Here is an 18,171-nt window from a genome sequence, read left to right on the forward strand (position 1 = left end):
TGGTGTGAGCGAACAGGAATGGTTCGACAAGGACTTCTACGCGGTCCTCGGCGTCGCGAAGGACGCCGACGACGCGGCGATCAAGAAGGCGTATCGCAAGCTCGCCCGCCAGTGGCACCCGGATCAGAATCCGGGTGATGCGAAGGCGGAGGAGAAGTTCAAGGAGATCGGCGAGGCCTACTCGGTCCTCTCCGACAAAGAGCAGCGCGCCCGCTACGACGCGATCCGGCGGATGGCCGGGGGCGGCGCCCGCTTCGCCGCGGGCTCGGGCGCGGGCGGCCCCGACCTCTCCGATCTGTTCGGGAGCGCTTTCGGCGGCTCGAACATCCGGATGAACTTCTCCGGCTCCGGGGCCGGCGGTCCCGATCTGTCCGACATCCTCGGCGGCATGTTCGGCGGCGCCTCTCAGGGCTTCGGCGCCCAGGGCTTCTCGGGCGGCTCGCCCTTCGGGGCGGGGGCGTCGCGGACGCCGCGCGCCCGCAAGGGCGACGATCGTCGGGCGACCGCGCGGATCACCTTCCGCGAGGCGCTCGCCGGTACCGAGGTCGTCATGACGATCGACTCGAAGAAGCAGAAGGTCCGCCTGCCCAAGGGCGTGAAGGACGGTCAGCGGATCCGCCTGCGCGGAAAGGGCCGTCCCGGGATCAACGGCGGCGAGCCCGGCGACCTCGAGGTGACGATCCGGGTCGACGCGCATCCCGTCTTCACGCGCGACGGCGACAACCTCCGCGTGACGGTCCCGGTGACCTTCGCCGAGGCGGTGCTCGGCGCGAAGATCGAGGTCCCGCTCATCGACGGCACGACCGTGACGGTGAAGGTTCCCGCCGGCACCCAGTCGGGCGCTGTCCTGCGCGTCCGCAAGCGCGGCGTCGAGACGGCGAAGACGACCGGCGATCTCCTCATCGACGTGCGCGTCGCCGTCCCGGAGAAGCTGTCGGGCGCTCAGAAGGACGCCGTCAAGGCGCTCGCCGACGCCCTCGGCGACGCCGACCCGCGTTCGGGCCTGCTCGCCGCGGCGAAAGAGTAGTCATGGCGAGGCGCAGCGGCGGAGCGGAGGAGACGCTCACCTTCGTCATCTCGGTGGCGGCGGAGCTCGCGGGCATGCACCCGCAGACGCTCCGCCAGTACGACCGCCTCGGACTCGTCTCCCCGGCGCGCGCGAAGGGCCGGGGGCGTCGCTACACGAAGCGCGATATTCAGCGCCTGCGCGACGTCCAGCGGATGAGCCAGGAGGAGGGCATCAACCTCGCCGGCATCCAGCGGATCCTCGAGCTCGAGCGGCGCGTCGAGCGCCTCGAGGCCGAGCGGGAGGCCCTGCGCGATCGCCTCGAAGAAGTCGAGGCGAGGCGCGACCGCGTCTTCGCGGCCTCTCCGACCGGCGTCGTCTCGCCGATCCGACGCGGCGAGCGCCCGTGGTCGACCGGCGATGCCCAGGGGAGCGGCGGTGAACTCGACGTGTGGCGGCCCTGGCGCGCGCAGACCCAGTACCGGCCCGAGCGGCGCATTCGCGCGGTCATCGAGGCCGGCCCGCACGGAGTCCGCGTCGTCGACGGGACCGTCTCGGTCGTCCAGTAGGCGCCGCCCGAGTCCAGTGGGCGCCACCCGCGCCCACCCGCCCCTCACCAGTCGGTCGTCGCCCACCCGTCGGCGACCGCGAGTCGCGCGCCCTTCGACGTGCAGTAGAAGCGGCCGGAGCGCGCCTCGCAGCGGAACCTCCCGTTGTTGATCGCGGTCCCCTCCTCGAGGACCGGGACGCCGAACCAGTTCTCCGCGCAGTAGTCGGACGCCGAGGGGTCCTGGTGGCAGAGCACGCCGATCGGGATGTCCGACTGGCACTGGCCGATCTGCGCGCGGTCGGTGAACAGGGAGTTCGTCCACCCCGCCCATGCGCCGGCGGTGTCCTCGCAGATCTTCGTCTCCTCGGCCGTGGGCTCGAGGGGGACCTCCTCGGTGAGGTTGCAGGAGACGTGCGGTTCGGTGATGAGATTCGTGGCGTCGAGGACGTAACAGACGACCGTGTGGTCGGCGTTCGCGAACCAGTAGCCCTGATAGTCGCTCCAGTAGTCGGTGGCGGGCAGCGAGTAGAGGTGCGCGTCGACGAGCGTCACGCCGTCGCGCACGAGCGTCCCGGACTGCGGATCCTCCGTCGTGCGGCCGTTGGTCGTCCCGTCCGTCGTCGCTCCCGACGACTGCGATCCGATCGACGAGGGCGGGGCGGCGTCCCCTCGTCCGGAGACCGTCGGATCCTGCGCGCACCCGGCCGGAAGAAGCGCGATCGCCCCGAGAACCGCGAGGGAGGAGATGACTCGCGTGCGCATGACGGTTCTCCCTTCGGATCGTCGTCGTCCCGACTCCGACACTATCGGAGTGGGCGGGGCGCTCGGAGGGCTTCGAACGCCCGTGCGCCGCGCCCGCGCTAGTGTGACCCCATGACTTCCGACTCCCCACGGCACCGGCTCTCGGCCAGGACGCGCCTCGCGGTCCTCGCCGGGCGCGCCGCCCGCTCCGCCTCGAGAGCCCTCGGACGGGGCTCGGGCGGGATGATCGGCGGCGAGGTCGCTCTCCGCATCGCCCCGCGCCTCCTCGCCGATCTCGCCGCCCCGATGCGCGCGGCGATCGTGTCGGGCACGAACGGGAAGTCGACGACGACGCGGATGGTGCGCGCCGCCCTCGAGACGCTCGGACCGGTCGCGTCGAACACGAACGGCGACAACATGACCTCCGGCGTCGTCACCGCCCTCATGAACGACCCCGACGCGCGCCTCGCCGCCCTCGAGGTCGACGAGATGCACGTCCCCCTCGTCTCCGCCGACGTCGAGCCCGCCGTCCTCGTCCTCCTCAACCTCTCGCGCGATCAGCTCGACCGCGTCGGCGAGATCGGCTCGGTCGAGCGGCGCCTCCGCGAGGCCGTCGCCGCCCACCCGAACGCGGTCGTCGTCGCGAACTGCGACGACCCGCTCATCGTGTCGGCCGCCTGCGAGTCTCCGAACGTCGTGTGGGTCGCCGCGGGCGCCGGCTGGGGCGGCGATTCGGCCGCCTACCCGCGCGGCGGGCGCGTCGTCCGCGAGAACGGCTCGTGGCGCCTCATCCCCTCCCATCCGGGCGAGGAGCTCCCGACGCTGCGCGAGCGCCCGACCCCCGACTGGACGATCGAGGACGTCGAGCTCATGCCCGAAGCCGCCGACGGCCCGCGCGCGCGGCTCCTCGGCCCGGGCGGACGCTCGGTCGACCTCGCCCTTCGCCTGCCCGGCCGGGCGAACCTCGGCAATGCCGCGCAGGCGATCGCCGCCGCGGCCGCACTCGGCGTCGACCCGGTCGCCGCCGCCCGCGCGATCGGCGAGGTCCGCGAGGTCGCCGGACGCTACTCAGTCCACGATGTCGACGGGCGCCTCGCGCGGATCATGCTCGCGAAGAACCCGGCGGGCTGGCAGGAGGCGATGACGATGATCGACCCGCGCGTCGACCAGGTCGTCATCGCGGTCAACGGGCAGGTCCCCGACGGTCAGGACCTCTCGTGGCTGTGGGACGTCGACTTCTCCGCCCTCTCGCGCCCCGAGGGCGAGACCCCGCGCACGGTCATCGCCTGCGGCGAGCGCGGCGCCGACCTCGCCGTCCGCCTCGAGTACGCGAACATCCACTGCGCGCTCGCGGATCGGCCGATGGACGCCCTCGGCCTCCTCGAACCGGGGAAGGTCGAGATGCTCCTCAACTACACGGCCCTGCGCGACTTCAAGACCATCCTCGACGCGAGGGAGGGGAACCGATGACCGAATCGACGCTCCGGATCGGCGTCCTCATGCCCGAGGTGCTCGGCACCTACGGGGACACCGGCAACGCCATGATCCTCGCCGAGCGGGCGCGCCGCCGCGGAATCCCGGCCGAGATCGTCGAGGTCGGCCTCGCCGACGCGATCCCGGATTCGCTCGACGTCTACACGCTCGGCGGCGGCGAGGACACCGCTCAGTCGCTCGCGGCCCAGAAGTTCCGCGAGGACTCCGGACTCCTGCGCGCCCTCGACGCCGGCCGCCCGCTCCTTGCGATCTGCGCGTCCCTCCAGGTCCTCGGCCACTGGTACCGCGACGCGCGCGATGTCCGTGTCGACGGGCTCGGCGTCCTCGACATCACGACCGACCCGCAGGGGCACCGCTCGATCGGGGAGCTCGTCTCCGAGCCGCTCCTCGAAGGACTCACAGAGCCGCTCACCGGCTTCGAGAATCACGGGGGCGGCACCGTCCTCGGCCCCGAGGCGAAGCCGCTCGGTCGCGTCCTCGCGGGCACGGGCAACGGCGTCCCCGAGGGGGTCGAGCCGGGCCCCGTCGCCTACGACGGCGCCGTCCAGGGGTCGATCATCGCGACGTACATGCACGGCCCCGCCCTCGCGCGCAACCCCCAGCTCGCGGACCTCCTGCTCACCCGCGCGATCGGGACCGACCTCGCCGCCCTCGCCGTCCCCGGCGTCGAGGAGCTGCGCCGCGAGAGGCTCGCGCACTCCGGCCGCTGAGGCCCCGCGTCCCGGACCTCCACGGCCGGTCCGTCCGGCTCCTCGTTCACGAGGCCGGGCCCCGGCGCCGACTTCCGGGGAGCGGATTCGGGGAAGGATCAGGGTTCCCTCCGAGGCGCTCGCAGGGCGCGCCCGATAGGCTGGACGCACCGATCCCGCTCTTCTGGAGGACCCCATGGCATCCGAGATGGACAACGAACCGCGATACGGCAGGCGCTCGGACGCCCAGCCCGGAACGAACCCCGGGACCGGCGCGCAGGGGCAGACCGGCCCCGCGTCCGGCTCGACTCCCTGGCCGCAGTACGGCCAAGTGAAGGCCCCTGCGAATCCCGCCTACGGTTCCTACTCCGGCGCGACGGGCCCGGCTTCGGGACAATCCGGGCAGGGCGGCGCTTACGGGCAATACGGCCAGACCGGTCAGTCCGCTCAGCCCGCTCAGGGCGCGAACCCCTACCAGCAGGGCGCTTACGGCGCGCAGAATCCGCAGGCCGGCACCGCCCCGCAGGGCCCCTATGGCGCTCAGGCTCCCTCGCAGCCCTACGGGCAGAGCCCGTACGGTGCTCCCGGCTACGGCTACCCGCGGGCGGGCGGCCCCGGATACCCAGCCCCCGCCGCTCCTCTCCCGGGGCGCGTTGGACCGATCCTCACGATGATCGGCGGCGTGGTCGTCGCGCTCATCATCGCGCCCGTCGCCCTGTTCCTCGGGGTGCTCGGCGGGATGAACATCGGCTCCCTCATCGAGTCGATGGACCAGGTGTCCTCCGGTTCGACGGTTACGGTCGACTCGTCGGGTTCCTACCTCGTCGCGACGGAATCGACCAACGTCTACTCCTGCTCCCTCGACGGCGCGGGCGGCGTGCACCAGATGGAGGGCGTCGGCAAAGGCACCTTCTACTCCTCGAATCTCGAGCCCGGTTCGTACACCCTCACCTGCGAGGGCGAGGGAACCTCGCAGCTCTACGGCATCACCGGCCTGTCGGCCGACTCGATCACCAAGGCAGGGATGTCCGGCCTCATCTGGGGCACGGTCGTCGGTCTGCTCGGCGTCGTCCTCTTCATCGTCGGCATCGTGTGGCTCGTCCGCGTCAACCGCAAGCGCCAGGAGATTCAGAGGCGCGCCTACGGCTCCTCCTGGTGACCCGCCCGCAAGAACGCACACAGTTTCCGATCCTCCGAAATCGAGAACCGCAGGATTCTGCGGAATCGGGTGATCGATGGAGCTCGAGAAGGCCGAAACTGTGTGCGTTTTCGTGGGTCGAATGGAATCGATCGCCTGCGACGCCCGGCATTGGCGCCGTGAACGGCGCGTGGCCCCCGGCATCCGCCGGGGGCCACGCCCGTTGAGACGCTCGATTCCGATCAGCTTCCGAGGGTCTGCCAGAGGAACGCCCACACGAGCGCCTCGACGCGCGCGCGGTCGCGCGCGTCGGCAGCGCCCGAATGACCGCCCTCGATGTTCTCGTAGTACGTGACGTCGGCGAGACCCTCGCGCAGCAGCCACGCGAAGGAGCGCGCGTGCGCCGGGTGGACCCGGTCGTCGGCGGTCGAGGACGTGAGGAGGATCGGCGGGTAGTTGAGCGAGGGGTCCCACTGATGGAAGGGGCTGAACCGCCGGATCGTCTCCCACTGCCCGGGGTCGTCCGGGTCGCCGTACTCCGCGATCCACGAGGACCCCGCCGACAGATGCGAATAGCGCTTCATGTCGAGCAGGGGCGCCTGGACGACTGCCGCGCCGATGAGTAGGGGAGAGCGCACGTAGATGTTCGCCGCCATGAGCCCGCCGTTCGATCCTCCGCGGACGCCGAGCCTCGAGGGCGTCGTCGTCCCCCGCTCGACGAGGTCGCGGGCGACCGCCTCGACGTCCTCGTAGGACTTCTCCTTGGAGAGCCCGCGCGCCGCCTCGTGCCAGGCGGGCCCGAATTCGCCGCCGCCGCGAATGCCCGCGACGACGTAGGAGCCGCCCTTCTCGAGGAGTGCTCGTCCGATGACGCCGGAGTAGTGGGGGAGCGTCGTGTGCTCGAAGCCGCCGTACGCGTAGAGGAGGGTCGGCGCGGTCGGGCGGTGGCCGGGCGAGCCGACGGGCCGCCCGACGAGGAAGTAGGGGATGCGCGTCCCGTCCGCCGAGGTCGCCCAGCGCTGGACGGTCTCCACTCCGGTCGCGTCGAAGAGTTCGGGCGCCCGCCGGACGAGGAGCGCGGACTCGGGGACGAAGGCGCGGGCATCCGCCGAAGCATCGGCGTCGGTGCCGGCGAGATCGGCGAGCAGCGTCGTTGTCGGCGTCGTGAAGCCGGAGACCGTGAGCCACAATCGGTCGTCGTCCAAGGGCGCCGCCGCGCCCGCCGAGATCGTGCAGAGGGGCGGGATCGTCAGTCGCGCTGCCGAATCCTCTCCGTCCGCGGGCTTCGCCGCCCCGGCCTCGTGCGCATCGACGAGGGCGGAGCCGGGCGTCGGGACGAGGGAAAGCGCGGAGACCTCGAGCGCGGCGGAGGTCCACCTGCCGTCCGGGCCCGAGGGAGGGGCGAGGACGCGCAGTCGCGTCTGCACGTCCTCGAGGGTGGAGACGACGAGGCGCGACCGGGTCGCTGTCATGCCCCGCAGGGCGCTGCGCGCGTCGGGGGCGAAAAGGACCTCGTGATCGCGCGAGCCCGCGAGGAAGTCCTCGAGGCGGAAGACGAGGAGCGAGCCGCCCGGGCGGAGGCTCCCGCCGACCTTCCAGTCGGTGCGCGGCGTGACGAGGAGCCACTCGCGCCAGGAGCCGATCCCCGCGTCGGCGGGAGCGTCGATTCGGACGGCGCCCACGGGCAGTGTGCGGCCGTCCTCGATTCGATTGCCCGGAGCGATCGGGTGCGGGATGTGCCAGGTGGACGAGTGGATGAAGTCGTGGGCGATCGTCACGATCGAGTGCTCGAAGCCCGGGGTCCGATCGACGCCGATGAAGACGCCGAGGTCGGAGGGCGCGCCGACGACGACGGGCGCGATCGGAGCAGGATCCGCGCCGCGCGGGACGAGTCGTGCCTCGAGCGGGTAGCCGGAGTCGGACACCGCGCCGTCCGCCGAGCTCAGGCGCCACACGAGATCGGGACCGGCCCAGTTGAGCGAGCCCCTCGAGGTCGCGCGGGCGAATCCGCCCTCGTCGGCGGGAATCCAGCGGCGCTCGGTGAGGGAGAACTCGCGGGTCTCGTCGGCGTCCTCGCCGCCCTCGGACAGGTCGATGAGCGCCCGGTCGTCATCGGGCCGCAGGACGGACGCGCCGTGCCACACCCAGGAGCGTCCCTCGGCGGCGGCGAGGGCGTCGACGTCGATGAGCTCGTCCCACTCGGGCGCGCCCGCGAGGTAGTCGGAGAGGAGCTGGCGGCGCCACACGCCGCGCGGCCTCTCGGCGTCGGTCCAGAAGTTGTACGCCCACTGGCCGCGGATCGTGACGCCGGGGATCCGATCGGGGCTCGTGAGGACCTCGTGGATCCGCGCCTCGAGGGCGGAGCGGATCGGGCCGGCGAGGGCGCGCTCCGCTTCGGCGTCGCGCTCGCGGACCCACTCGAGGGCCCGTTCGCCGCGGATCTCGTCGAGCCATTCGGGGGCGCGGCGCTCGTCGATCGGCAGGGAGAAGACGTTCGGTTCGCTCATGCCCGCCATTGTCCCGCCCCTCGGGTCCTCGCGCCCTCCAACTCTTTCGCCCTCTTCGGCCTCCGCCCCTCCGCCGAGAGCATCACCTTCGTGCGCCGAAAGCATCACGTTGCGCCGTCGAGGGGATCTCTGCGCGCGACTCCGCAGCCGACGACGCACGACTTCACCGCCCAAGTCCCAGCCCTTTCGAGAGGGGGAGCCCCGCCCTCGTCGATCGGGACGGAGCGGGTGAGGACCGCCCTGCGCACGAAGCGCTCCTGCGGCAGGATGGGGGCATGCCGAAGAGCCCCTCCGAGATGATGGCCGCCGTCGAGATCTCTATGAAAGAGCGCACCGGCCGAACCGTCGAGGAATGGGTGGCGCTCGTCGCCGCCGAATCCGGAATCGACCCCCTCGACCAGAACGCCGTGCGGCGCTGGCTCAAGGCCGAGCACGGCCTCGCGCAGAACTCCCAATGGGCGATCGCCCGCCGCGCCGCCGAGAACGCCGGCTGGCGCGAGCCCACCGCCGCCGAGTACGCCGACGTGATGTTCTCCGGCACGAAGGCGGTCCTGCGGCCCCTCCACGACGCGGCGATCGCGCTCGCCCTCGAGATGAGCGAGGACTCTGAGATTCAGCCGCGCTCGGCCTGCACCTCGCTCGTCCGCACGACTCAGTTCGTCGCCGTCGGCCCCGGCACGCGCGGCCGCCTCCAGATCGGCATCCGCCTGCGCGAGGGCGCGCCCCTCGACCCGGCATTCGAGCTGGCGAAGAACTTCGCGCAGGCCACCCACGTCGCGTTCGTCGTCCCTCCCGAGGGTGGCTGGCCGATCGACGAGGCCGCGGCTTCCGAGCTCGCGAAGGGGATTGTCGCCTTCGCCGGCCCCGATATCGCGCGGGCCGCGCTGCAGAACTGAGGGCGTTCGCGTTCGGAGGAACGGGCCGGGGACCGAATCGGGGAGGGTTCGGGTATCCTCGAAGGACCGAAGGAGGGGAATGATGAGCACATCAGAGAACGCGTCCGGCGCGACGCCGCTGCCGAGCGCCTCATCGGCGCTGCCTCCGGTGACCCAGGATCGCCTCAAGGCTCTGCTCGACTCGCGCGGGTGGAGTTGGTTCGTCGATAACGAGGGCGATCTCGGCGGTATGTGGGACGGCAACACCTTCTACTTCCTCCTCGTCGGCGGGCAGAAGACGATCCTCCAGGTCTACGGGACTTTCAACAGGTCGATCTCGATGGACAAGCTCGACGATCTGCGCGAGTTCATCCTGTGGTGGCACCGCGAGAAGCTCTGGCCGAAGATCACCCACCGGATCACCGATTCGGGCGAGATCCGCCTTCAGGTCGAGAACACGGTCGACTGGGAGTTCGGTGCGACGGATGCGCAGCTCCTCCAGCAGATCGACTGTGCGCTCGGCACCGCGAACGGCTTCTACGAGGCCCTCATTGAGGAGCTCGCCCTATGAGCGGCATCGGCGATTGGTTCCGCAAGGTGCTCGGCGGCGACCCCGAGCCGGCGAACGTCGACGACGGATCGGCGTCGAACGGCCAGGTCGTCGACGGAGCCGACTCTTCCGCCTCTTCGCGTTTCGACGAGGCCCACGGCATCGGAGATTCCTCCGAGGTCCGTCCCGTGACCGTGGAGCGCATCGGTCTCCTCTTCGACTCCGAGGGGTGGAAGTGGGATCTCGACGACGAGGGCGACCTCGCATCGGGCTGGGACTCCCACATGTTCTACTTCCGTCTCACCGGCGAGAAGCGCGAAGTCCTCAACGTCATGGTCTTCCGCCGCGGCCCGATCGGCGCCGAGAACCGGTCGGAACTCCTCTTCGCGATCGAGGACTGGCACCGGGATCACCTGTGGCCGAAGTGCTACTTCCGCGAGGCCGAGGGCGACTCCCTCCAGGCGATGGCCGAGTTGAACGTCGACCTCGAGATGGGGGCGACCGACGAGCAGCTCCTCCTTCAGTGCCGCTGCGCGATCGCGACCTCGCTCCAGTTCTTCGAGGACCTCGATAAGCGTTTCGGCCGCCCCGACGACGAGGACGGGTCCGAAGCGTCCGACTGATCGGATCCTCGAGGTCATGCGTCTCTGGCTTTGAGCTGACCTGGGGAGAGGTCCGCCCGCCGCTGAGTCATGAGCTTCTCTCAGCGAGGACGCTCGCAGAGATCCCCTCGACGCGCGAAGGTGATGCTCTCGATGGAGGGCGGGCGAGTGCCGAGCGGCGCCGCAAGCGCGCCTCCACCTTCTCGCGGCCGCGGGCTCGTTCGTACCCGCGCTCGTCCGCGCCTGCTGCGCATACGCCCGCGGGCTCGCTCGCGCCCAGGCGCCCGTCCGCCTCCCTCCTTCGGCGCCGGGCCCCGGCCTCGTCGATCCTTCCCCGCAGCGGCGGTGCAGTGTGCCGCATTCCGCGCGACAACCAAAGTTGAGTGGAATAGACTCAAGTTCGTTGACGTTGAAATGTTCAGATCGCGCCCGGGAGCCCCCGGCGCGCACGACATCGCGACGCCCTGCGTCGCAGGAGGACACATGACGAACGAATTCACCACCAAGGCCCAGGAGGCGATCGCGTCCGCGCTTCAGAGCGCCCACGCCGCCGGCAACCCCAATGTCGAACCGATCCACCTCCTCGGGGCCCTCCTCGAGCAGAACGAGGGGATCGCCACCGCGCTCATCGACGCCGTCGGTGCCGACCGGCGCGCCATCGGCGCGCGCACCCGCAACGCCCTCGTCGCACTGCCGTCGACGACCGGCGCGACCGCGTCCGAGCCGCAGACCGCGCGAGCGCTCCTCGACGTCGTCAACGCCGCGAAGAAGCTCGCGACCGACGGCGGCGACAACTACGTCTCGACCGAGCACCTCCTCATCGGCCTCGCCGGCTCCGGCACCGATGCGGGCAGGATCCTCTCGAGCGCCGGCGCCACCCCCGAGGCCCTCTCCCAGGCCCTCGCGAAGCTGCGCCCCGAACCGATCACCTCGGCCGACCCCGAGGGATCCTTCGAGGCGCTCGCGAAGTACGGGCGCGACCTCACCGAGGTCGCCCGCGAGGGCAAGCTCGACCCCGTCATCGGCCGAGACGCCGAGATCCGACGGGTCGTCCAGGTGCTCTCGCGCCGCACGAAGAACAACCCGGTGCTCATCGGCGAACCCGGCGTCGGCAAGACCGCCGTCGTCGAGGGCCTCGCCCAGCGCATCGTCGCCGGGGACGTCCCCGAATCGCTGCGCGACAAGAAGCTCGTCGCCCTCGACATCGCCTCGATGGTCGCGGGCGCGAAGTACCGCGGCGAGTTCGAGGAGCGCCTCAAGGCGGTCCTCGCCGAGATCCAGCGCTCCGACGGGCAGGTCATCACCTTCATCGACGAGCTCCACACGGTCGTCGGCGCGGGCGGCGGCTCCGAGGGCGCCATGGACGCCGGCAACATGCTGAAGCCCATGCTCGCCCGCGGCGAGCTCCGCATGGTCGGCGCGACCACGCTCGACGAGTACCGCGAGAACATCGAGAAGGACCCCGCCCTCGAACGCCGCTTCCAGCAGGTGTTCGTCGGCGAGCCGAGCGTCGAGGACACGGTCGCGATCCTCCGCGGCATCGCCCCGAAGTACGAGGCCCACCACAAGGTGACGATCTCCGACGGCGCGCTCGTCGCCGCCGCGCAGCTCTCCGACCGGTACATCACCGGTCGGCAGCTTCCCGACAAGGCGATCGATCTCATCGACGAGGCCGCGTCCAGGCTCCGGATGGAGCTCGATTCCAGCCCCGTCGAGATCGACGAGCTGCGTCGACAGGTCGACCGCCTGCGGATGGAGGAGTCCTACCTCGCGGAGTCCGATCCGGACTCCGCCGACGAGGCGACCGCCGAGAGGCTGGAGCGACTGCGCGCCGACCTCGCCGACAAGCAGGAGGAGCTCACCGCGCTCACCGGGCGCTGGGAGGCCGAGAAGGCCGGGCACAACAAGGTCGGCGACCTGCGCGTGACGCTCGACGAGCTGCGCACGCAGCTCGACCTCGCCATCCGCGAGAACCGCTGGGAGGAGGCCGGGCGGCTGCAGAACGGCGAGATCCCCGCGATCGAGCGGCAGATCGCCGAGGCCGAGGCCGCGGCCGATTCGGACGCCGACGGCACGGCCTCCGAGCCGATGATCGCCGAGAAGGTCGGCCCCGCCGAGATCGCGGAGGTCGTCGAGTCGTGGACCGGCATCCCGACGGGCAAGCTCCTGCAGACGGAGACCGACAAGCTCCTCCACATGGAGGACGAGATCGGCCGCCGCCTCATCGGGCAGCGCGCCGCGGTCGCCGCCGTGTCGGACGCCGTGCGCCGCTCGCGCGCGGGCATCGCCGACCCGAACCGGCCGACGGGCTCGTTCCTGTTCCTCGGCCCGACCGGCGTCGGCAAGACCGAGCTCGCGAAGTCGCTCGCGGAGTTCCTCTTCGACGACGAGCGCGCGATGGTCCGCATCGACATGTCCGAGTACTCGGAGAAGCACTCGGTCGCCCGGCTCGTCGGCGCCCCTCCGGGGTACGTCGGCTACGAGCAGGGCGGTCAGCTCACCGAGGCGGTTCGTCGTCGCCCGTACTGCGTGATCCTCCTCGACGAGGTCGAGAAGGCCGATCCGGAGGTCTTCGACATCCTCCTCCAGGTGCTCGACGATGGGCGGCTCACCGACGGCCAGGGGCGGACCGTGGACTTCCGCAACACGATCCTCATCCTCACGTCGAACCTCGGGTCGCAGTTCCTCGCGGACTCGAACCTCGGGGACGAGGAGCGCAGGGCCGCCGTCATGGAGGCCGTCCGCCGCGCCTTCAAGCCGGAGTTCCTCAACCGCCTCGACGAGACGGTGATGTTCGAGCCGCTGAGTTCGGACGACCTCGCCGGCATCGTCGACCTCATGGTCGCCGACATGGCGAAGCGGCTGAAGGATCGTCGGATCTCGCTCGACGTCACCGAGCCGGCCCGCGGGTGGCTCACCCGCGTCGGCTACGACCCGGCGTACGGCGCGCGTCCGCTGCGCCGCGTCATCCAGAAGGAGATCGGGGATCGCCTCGCGAAGATGCTTCTCGCGGGCGAGGTCGAAGACGGCCGCACGGTCCGAGTCGACATCTCCGAGAACCTCGACGGGCTGACGATGAGGGTCGTCGACTCCGCGTCCGATCCGGACGAGGAACTCGCCGACCTCGGCTGACCTCCGCCGTCTCGCGAGGTCATGCGCCCTGGGGCGGGCCGGCACCAGCCGGCCCGCCCCCTTCGCACGGGCGACATGGGGCGTCCGCTGCCGGGACCGCGACTCCGCGAAACTTGCGACTCGACGGGTGGCGTCGTCGTGGGCCGCATCCCCTCGACGGCGCAACGTGATGCTTTCGACGAGGGAAGGTGATGCTCTCGGCCGGGCCGGGGGCGGGGCCGTGGGGTCGTGCGCGCCGCTATCGTGGAGGGGCACGCACCGGCCGGCGGAAGGACCCTCGTGGCGCTCCCCTTCGACATCCCCTTCGCGCACTCCCTCGCGCTCCTCGTCCACGGCGAGGTCGTCCACTCCCAGGGGGACGCGAGCGCCGTCCGCCCGCTCGCCTCGGTGACGAAGCTCTGCGCCGCGTGGGCGTCCCTCGTCGCGATCGACCGGGGGCTGATCGCCCTCGAGGATCCCGCCGGCCCCGAGGGCGTGACCATCCGTCACCTCCTCGCCCACGCCTCCGGCCTGCCCTTCGACTCGCGCGAACCGCAGTGCGCGCCCGGCAAGCGCCGCATCTACTCGAACGCCGGATTCGATGTCCTCGGCGAGGCGGTCGCCGAAGCCACCGGCACCCCGATCGGCCGCTGGATCGAGGAATCCGTCTTCGAACCCCTCGGCATGTCGACCGCCGAAGTCCCGGGCTCGCCGGCCGCCTCGGGATTCGCGAGCGTCGAGGATCTCCTCGCCCTCGGCGCCGAGATGCTCTGCCCCCGCCTCATCTCCGCCGATCTGTCGGAGAGGGCCGCGACCGTTCAATTCCCCGAACTCGCCGGCGTCGTCCCCGGCTACGGGCGGCACACGCCATGCCCGTGGGGACTCGGACTCGAAATCCGCGGAGCCAAGTCCCCGCACTGGACCGCGCCCTCGGCGCCGCCCACGACCTTCGGCCACTTCGGCGTCTCCGGATCATTCCTCTGGGTCGATCGCGAGCACGACGCCTGCGCCGCGTTCCTCGGCGACCGCGAATTCGGGCCCTGGCACAAGGAGCACTGGAGCGTGCTCAACGAGGAGCTCCTCGCCCTCGCCGCCCGATAGGCGCCCCGCCGCGCCCTCGTCGATCCGCGGTCAGTCCGCGACGTCGACGAGCACGGGCACGTGGTCCGAAGCGCCCTTCCCCTTGCGCTCGTTCCTGTCGATCGCGACCGCCTCGACGGAGGCGGCGAGCGCGGGGGAGGCGTAGACGAAGTCGATGCGCATGCCCTCGTTCTTCGGGAAGCGCAGCTTCTGATAGTCCCAGTAGGTGTAGTTCGTGACGCGGTCGCGGGTGACCTCGGTCCATCCGTCCTCTGCGAAGGCGAAGAACGCGGCGCGCTCGGGGGGCGACACGTGGGTCGCGCCCTCGAAGACGCTCATGTCCCAGACGTCCTCGTCGTAGGGCGCGACGTTCCAATCGCCGACGAGGGCGATGCGGGCGGCCGGATCGGCCGAGAGCCACGAGGCCGCGTCCGCCTTGAGCGCCGCCAGCCACGCGAGCTTGTACGCGTAGTGCGGGTGGTCGAGCTCCCGGCCGTTGGGCACGTAGAGGCTCCAGATCGTTGTCTCCGTTCCCGAGGGCGCCCGGACGGTGACGCCGAGAGCGCGAGCTTCGACGACCTCAGGGTCGCCGAAGCCGGGCTGGTCGGCGAAGTGATCCTCGATGCGGACGATCGGGAGTCGAGACGCGACGGCGACCCCGTTCCACTGATTGAGTCCGTGGACCGCGACCTCGTAGCCGGCGGCCTCGAAGGGCTCGCGCGGGAACTGATCGGGGCGGCACTTGATCTCCTGCATCGCGAGGACGTCGACGTCGGAGCGCTCGAGGAGGGCGATGACGCGGTCGACGCGGGTGCGGATCGAGTTGACGTTCCAGGTCGCGAATCTCATGGGCTCAGCCTAGAGAAGGATCCTCCGGGGTTCGAGGCGGCGCCCAGGGCTCGTGCGGTGAGGAGGCGGGCAGCGGGTCGGGGGTGGCGGGCGTCGAGCTCCCGGTTCGCGGGAGCGGGTCGGTCTGTGGGAGCGGCTCGGCCCGCGGCCGCCTCACGGGCGGATTGACGGATCCGCTCGGGCGAGCCATCGACGCCCTCGCCACCCGGTCGGCGGCGCCCGCCGAGTCGAGCCCGCCGTCCCCATCGGGCCGCGCGGCGTTCCGCGAGTACACGAGAGCCAAGCCGAAGCAGACGATCCCCGCGATGAGGAGGGCCCCGATTCGGATGACCGAGCCCTGCGCTCCGATATCGACGAGAACGATCTTCGCCAGCGCGAAGGCGATGACGACGAGCCCGAACAGCCGCAGGTGCCGCGCGCCCATGAAGAAGCCCGTGAGGATGCACGCCGCGCTCGCGAGGAAGAGGGCGAGGTTGAAGGTCCACATCCGGAAGGCGTCCGAGGAGAGCAGGAGAACGACCATGACGGCCGCGCTCGTGAGGAGGAATCCGGTGGCGACGCCCGCCGCGGGGCGGCTGATGATCGGCAGGAGCATCCGGACGAGGGCGGTTGCGAGGACGGCGATGAGGAGGCACGCGATGCCGGTGCGAGCGGCGGAGCCCGCGGCCGCGGAGGACTGGAACCACATCGTCGTCATCCCCATGGAGGAGACCGCGAGGACGCCCGCCGCGGCGAGAATGATCGGCGCCGCCGGGACGACCGGCTCGAGTGGGACGACCGGCTCGGGCGGGGCGGCCCGCCCCGAGGGTCCGCCCGCCGCGCCGGGAGTGCCGACCGGCGGCGTCGCAACGGGGTGGATCCGGGTGCGCGGAACCCGCAGCTCGACCCTCGCGGCGAGGCCTCGCCCCATGATGAGATCGGCGGGAGAGAGGCGACCGGTCCCCAATCCGAGAAGCGCGAGAAGCGACAGGAAGGTGAGGACGAGGCCCTGAACGAGCGTCTCCCGCCACGCCGTCTCGATGTCGGCGAACCGGCAGAGCCGATCGACTTCGACGACGAGGAGGGCGAGGGCCGCGAAGGCGAGAGCGAACGCCGCCGCCCGCGCGACGGCGGACTGCTCGAGGCTCAGCGGAGAGTCGGAGGCGGCGCGCCGGGAGGAGAGATCGATGAGCGCGACGCCCACGATGAGGAGGACTCCGAGCACGATCCCCGTCCACGCCGCGACCGGGCTCTCAGCCGTCATCGCGAGCACCGTCGGCGCGGCGAGGATCGGCACCGTCAGCGCGTGATCGCCGTGCCCGTCGACGACGGCCGGAGCCGCCGTCGCGAGAAGGACGAGGACGAGGAGGATCGGCCCGATGAGACCGAGCGGAGAGCCCTCGGCGCGCACGATGAATACGAGGACGACGGCGAAGGAGAGGGCGTGCGCCGTGACCCGGCGGTACGACGCGGCGAGGGGGAGCAGGGCTGCGGCGAGGGCGCAGCCGAGAATCGAGAGGAGGACGAGGACCGTCGCCCCGACCGACGCGACGGGCGCCTCTCCTTGGAGGAAGCCTGAGGCGCGCGCGAACTCCCAGTCGTGGACTCGAAGGGCGACGATCCCGGCGACGAGCACGATCCATACCGTCCACACGACGTTCCACACGATCCTGTCGGAGCGGGTCCGCTTCGCGGCGACGAGAACGATGAGTCCCTGGGCGAGTGCGAGCGTCGCGAAGGCCGCATAGGCGAGGAGGGCGACGAGCTCGCCGTCGAACGCGGCCTGCTCGATCGGCGCGTTCGCGATCGCGGTGAAGGCGACGACCGGCGCGGCGAGCAGATAGACAGGGCGGCGCTCCTCGCTCGTGCAGCGCGGCGCCGCGACCGTCGTGAGCACAGTGAGGATCGCGGTGTGCGCGAGGACCGCGATGAGCCCGAGCAGGGCGGACTCGGGGCGCATCCGCGCGTACTGGGCCGTGAGGATCACCGTCGCCGCCCCGCCCATCGCGGCGATGAGCCAGGTGATCGGCAGTCGAGTCCACGTCCCCAGACCGACGAGGGCCAGGCCCCAGATCGACAGGAGGGAGAGGACGAGAGGCGCGTCGTCGACGACGCCGAGAAGCACCGCGCCGATGAGGGCGACGAAGCCGAGCCCCCCGCCTGTTCCGAGCGCCGTCGCGGCGGGCAGGGCGTTTCGCCACGGCGACTCTGTTCGCGTCCGAGCGCCGAGGGCCGCGCCCACCGCTGTGAGGACGACCGCCAACGCGCCGACGATCTGGATCTTCGCCTCGTCCGCTACACGGTCCCAGAGGAGCACGACGAGGCTCGAGGCGGCGAGGAAGACGAGGAGCGCGGCGGCGATCGCGAGGGCGTAGGCGCTGAAGCGGGACTCGCGGGCGCGCGTCGAGTTCACCGGCTGCATCCGAGCCGGTTCGCCGCCAGTGGCGGTGCCGGGAGCGAGGGGCGCCATCTCCGGCTGCGGATTCCCGTCCGGAGGAGCCCCGCGCCCGGCGCGGCGAAGGCGCAGCCGCGGCGCTGGGCGCGAGGGAGCCGGAGCGCCGTTCCATGGATTCACCGGGGCCGGGACGGACGCGGTCGTCGGTGCCGTTCTGGTGGGATCGGCCCCGGGAATCGGTCCGGTGACCGGCTGGGGGAGGTTCGGCGCGCCCGCTTTGCGGTCGTGAATCGGGACGGCGCGCCCGTTCGGAGCGCCACCTGCCGCGACGACCCTGGAGAGCCGGTCGATCTCGCGGCCGAGTCGCTCGACTTCGCGCGCGAGCGCCGCGAGGTCGGCGACCGACGCGGGGGCGGCGGCCGCAGACGCGGAGGTCGACGACCCGGACGCCCCGACGGGAGCGGGCGAACCGGGATCCGGGGTGGAGCGGGAGGTCTCGTCGGGAGTGAGCACGGGTCTCCTTCGGCGGCTGTCGTCTCGAATGCGGTCGGGCTGTCGTCCTCGCGATTGTATCGGGAATCGATCTCGGTGCGACAGGGGAGGGC

Annotated in this window: 14 protein-coding genes; 10 read left to right on the top strand and 4 right to left on the bottom strand. The window is 71.4% G+C overall.

Features of this window, described 5'->3' with window-relative positions; translation table 11 throughout:
* Window positions 1-4 precede the first annotated feature (4 nt).
* Window positions 5-1,027: a DnaJ C-terminal domain-containing protein gene (locus tag DY157_RS00105; protein WP_115726625.1), complete on the top strand. Its 1,023-nt coding sequence runs from the start codon at window positions 5-7 to the stop codon at window positions 1,025-1,027.
* Between the two features lie 2 nt (window positions 1,028-1,029).
* Window positions 1,030-1,575: a heat shock protein transcriptional repressor HspR gene (locus tag DY157_RS00110; RefSeq protein ID WP_115726626.1), complete on the top strand. Its 546-nt coding sequence runs from the start codon at window positions 1,030-1,032 to the stop codon at window positions 1,573-1,575.
* A 44-nt stretch (window positions 1,576-1,619) separates the two neighbouring features.
* Here DY157_RS00110 and DY157_RS00115 read toward each other — a convergent pair whose 3' ends face one another.
* Window positions 1,620-2,318, bottom strand: a complete 699-nt coding sequence (locus DY157_RS00115; RefSeq protein WP_115726627.1) for a hypothetical protein — start codon at window positions 2,316-2,318, stop codon at window positions 1,620-1,622.
* 111 nt (window positions 2,319-2,429) lie between these two features.
* Between DY157_RS00115 and DY157_RS00120 the strand changes: the two genes are divergently transcribed.
* The 3 genes from DY157_RS00120 (at window position 2,430) to DY157_RS00130 (ending at window position 5,639) form a co-directional block, all read left to right on the top strand.
* Complete coding sequence (locus DY157_RS00120; RefSeq protein WP_174232105.1) at window positions 2,430-3,767, top strand: MurT ligase domain-containing protein; 1,338 nt, start codon at window positions 2,430-2,432, stop codon at window positions 3,765-3,767.
* A complete protein-coding gene (locus DY157_RS00125) occupies window positions 3,764-4,501 on the top strand; it encodes a type 1 glutamine amidotransferase (protein ID WP_115726628.1) in 738 nt (245 codons plus the stop codon). Before DY157_RS00120 ends, DY157_RS00125 begins: the two co-directional genes overlap by 4 nt.
* 175 nt (window positions 4,502-4,676) lie before the next feature.
* Entirely contained in the window at window positions 4,677-5,639 is a 963-nt protein-coding gene (locus tag DY157_RS00130; RefSeq protein WP_115726629.1) for a hypothetical protein, read from the top strand.
* A 221-nt stretch (window positions 5,640-5,860) separates the two neighbouring features.
* On the opposite strand, the gene DY157_RS00135 is transcribed toward DY157_RS00130, so the two are convergent.
* Window positions 5,861-8,125, bottom strand: a complete 2,265-nt coding sequence (locus tag DY157_RS00135) for a prolyl oligopeptidase family serine peptidase (RefSeq protein WP_115727845.1) — start codon at window positions 8,123-8,125, stop codon at window positions 5,861-5,863.
* 275 nt (window positions 8,126-8,400) lie between these two features.
* On the opposite strand from DY157_RS00135, the gene DY157_RS00140 reads away from it, so the two are divergent.
* From DY157_RS00140 to DY157_RS00160, 5 genes are all read left to right on the top strand, one after another.
* On the top strand, window positions 8,401-9,021 hold the full coding sequence (locus DY157_RS00140; RefSeq protein ID WP_235827019.1) for a DUF4287 domain-containing protein: 621 nt from the start codon (window positions 8,401-8,403) through the stop codon (window positions 9,019-9,021).
* An 82-nt stretch (window positions 9,022-9,103) separates the two neighbouring features.
* Complete coding sequence (locus DY157_RS00145) at window positions 9,104-9,571, top strand: type III secretion system chaperone family protein (protein WP_115727847.1); 468 nt, start codon at window positions 9,104-9,106, stop codon at window positions 9,569-9,571.
* Complete coding sequence (locus tag DY157_RS00150) at window positions 9,568-10,173, top strand: type III secretion system chaperone family protein (protein WP_115726630.1); 606 nt, start codon at window positions 9,568-9,570, stop codon at window positions 10,171-10,173. The genes DY157_RS00145 and DY157_RS00150 overlap by 4 nt, the downstream gene beginning before the upstream one ends.
* A 462-nt stretch (window positions 10,174-10,635) precedes the next feature.
* Window positions 10,636-13,284 carry an ATP-dependent chaperone ClpB gene (clpB, locus tag DY157_RS00155; RefSeq protein ID WP_115726631.1) on the top strand — a complete coding sequence of 883 codons (2,649 nt, stop codon included), beginning with the start codon at window positions 10,636-10,638 and terminating at the stop codon, window positions 13,282-13,284.
* Between the two features lie 279 nt (window positions 13,285-13,563).
* Complete coding sequence (locus DY157_RS00160) at window positions 13,564-14,364, top strand: serine hydrolase domain-containing protein (RefSeq protein ID WP_115726632.1); 801 nt, start codon at window positions 13,564-13,566, stop codon at window positions 14,362-14,364.
* 30 nt (window positions 14,365-14,394) lie between these two features.
* Here the strand turns inward: DY157_RS00160 and DY157_RS00165 are convergent, their stop codons facing one another.
* Together DY157_RS00165 and DY157_RS00170 are read right to left on the bottom strand one after the other, a co-directional pair.
* Window positions 14,395-15,192 (bottom strand): exodeoxyribonuclease III, encoded by a 798-nt coding sequence (locus DY157_RS00165; RefSeq protein WP_115726633.1) that lies wholly within the window; start codon window positions 15,190-15,192, stop codon window positions 14,395-14,397.
* 4 nt (window positions 15,193-15,196) lie between these two features.
* Window positions 15,197-18,079, bottom strand: coding sequence for a hypothetical protein (locus DY157_RS00170; protein ID WP_115726634.1), 2,883 nt, complete (start codon window positions 18,077-18,079; stop codon window positions 15,197-15,199).
* Window positions 18,080-18,171: the final 92 nt, after the last annotated feature.

The organism is Actinomyces culturomici, assembly GCF_900499005.1.
In the GTDB taxonomy this organism is placed as follows: Bacteria; Actinomycetota; Actinomycetes; order Actinomycetales; family Actinomycetaceae; genus Pauljensenia; species Pauljensenia culturomici.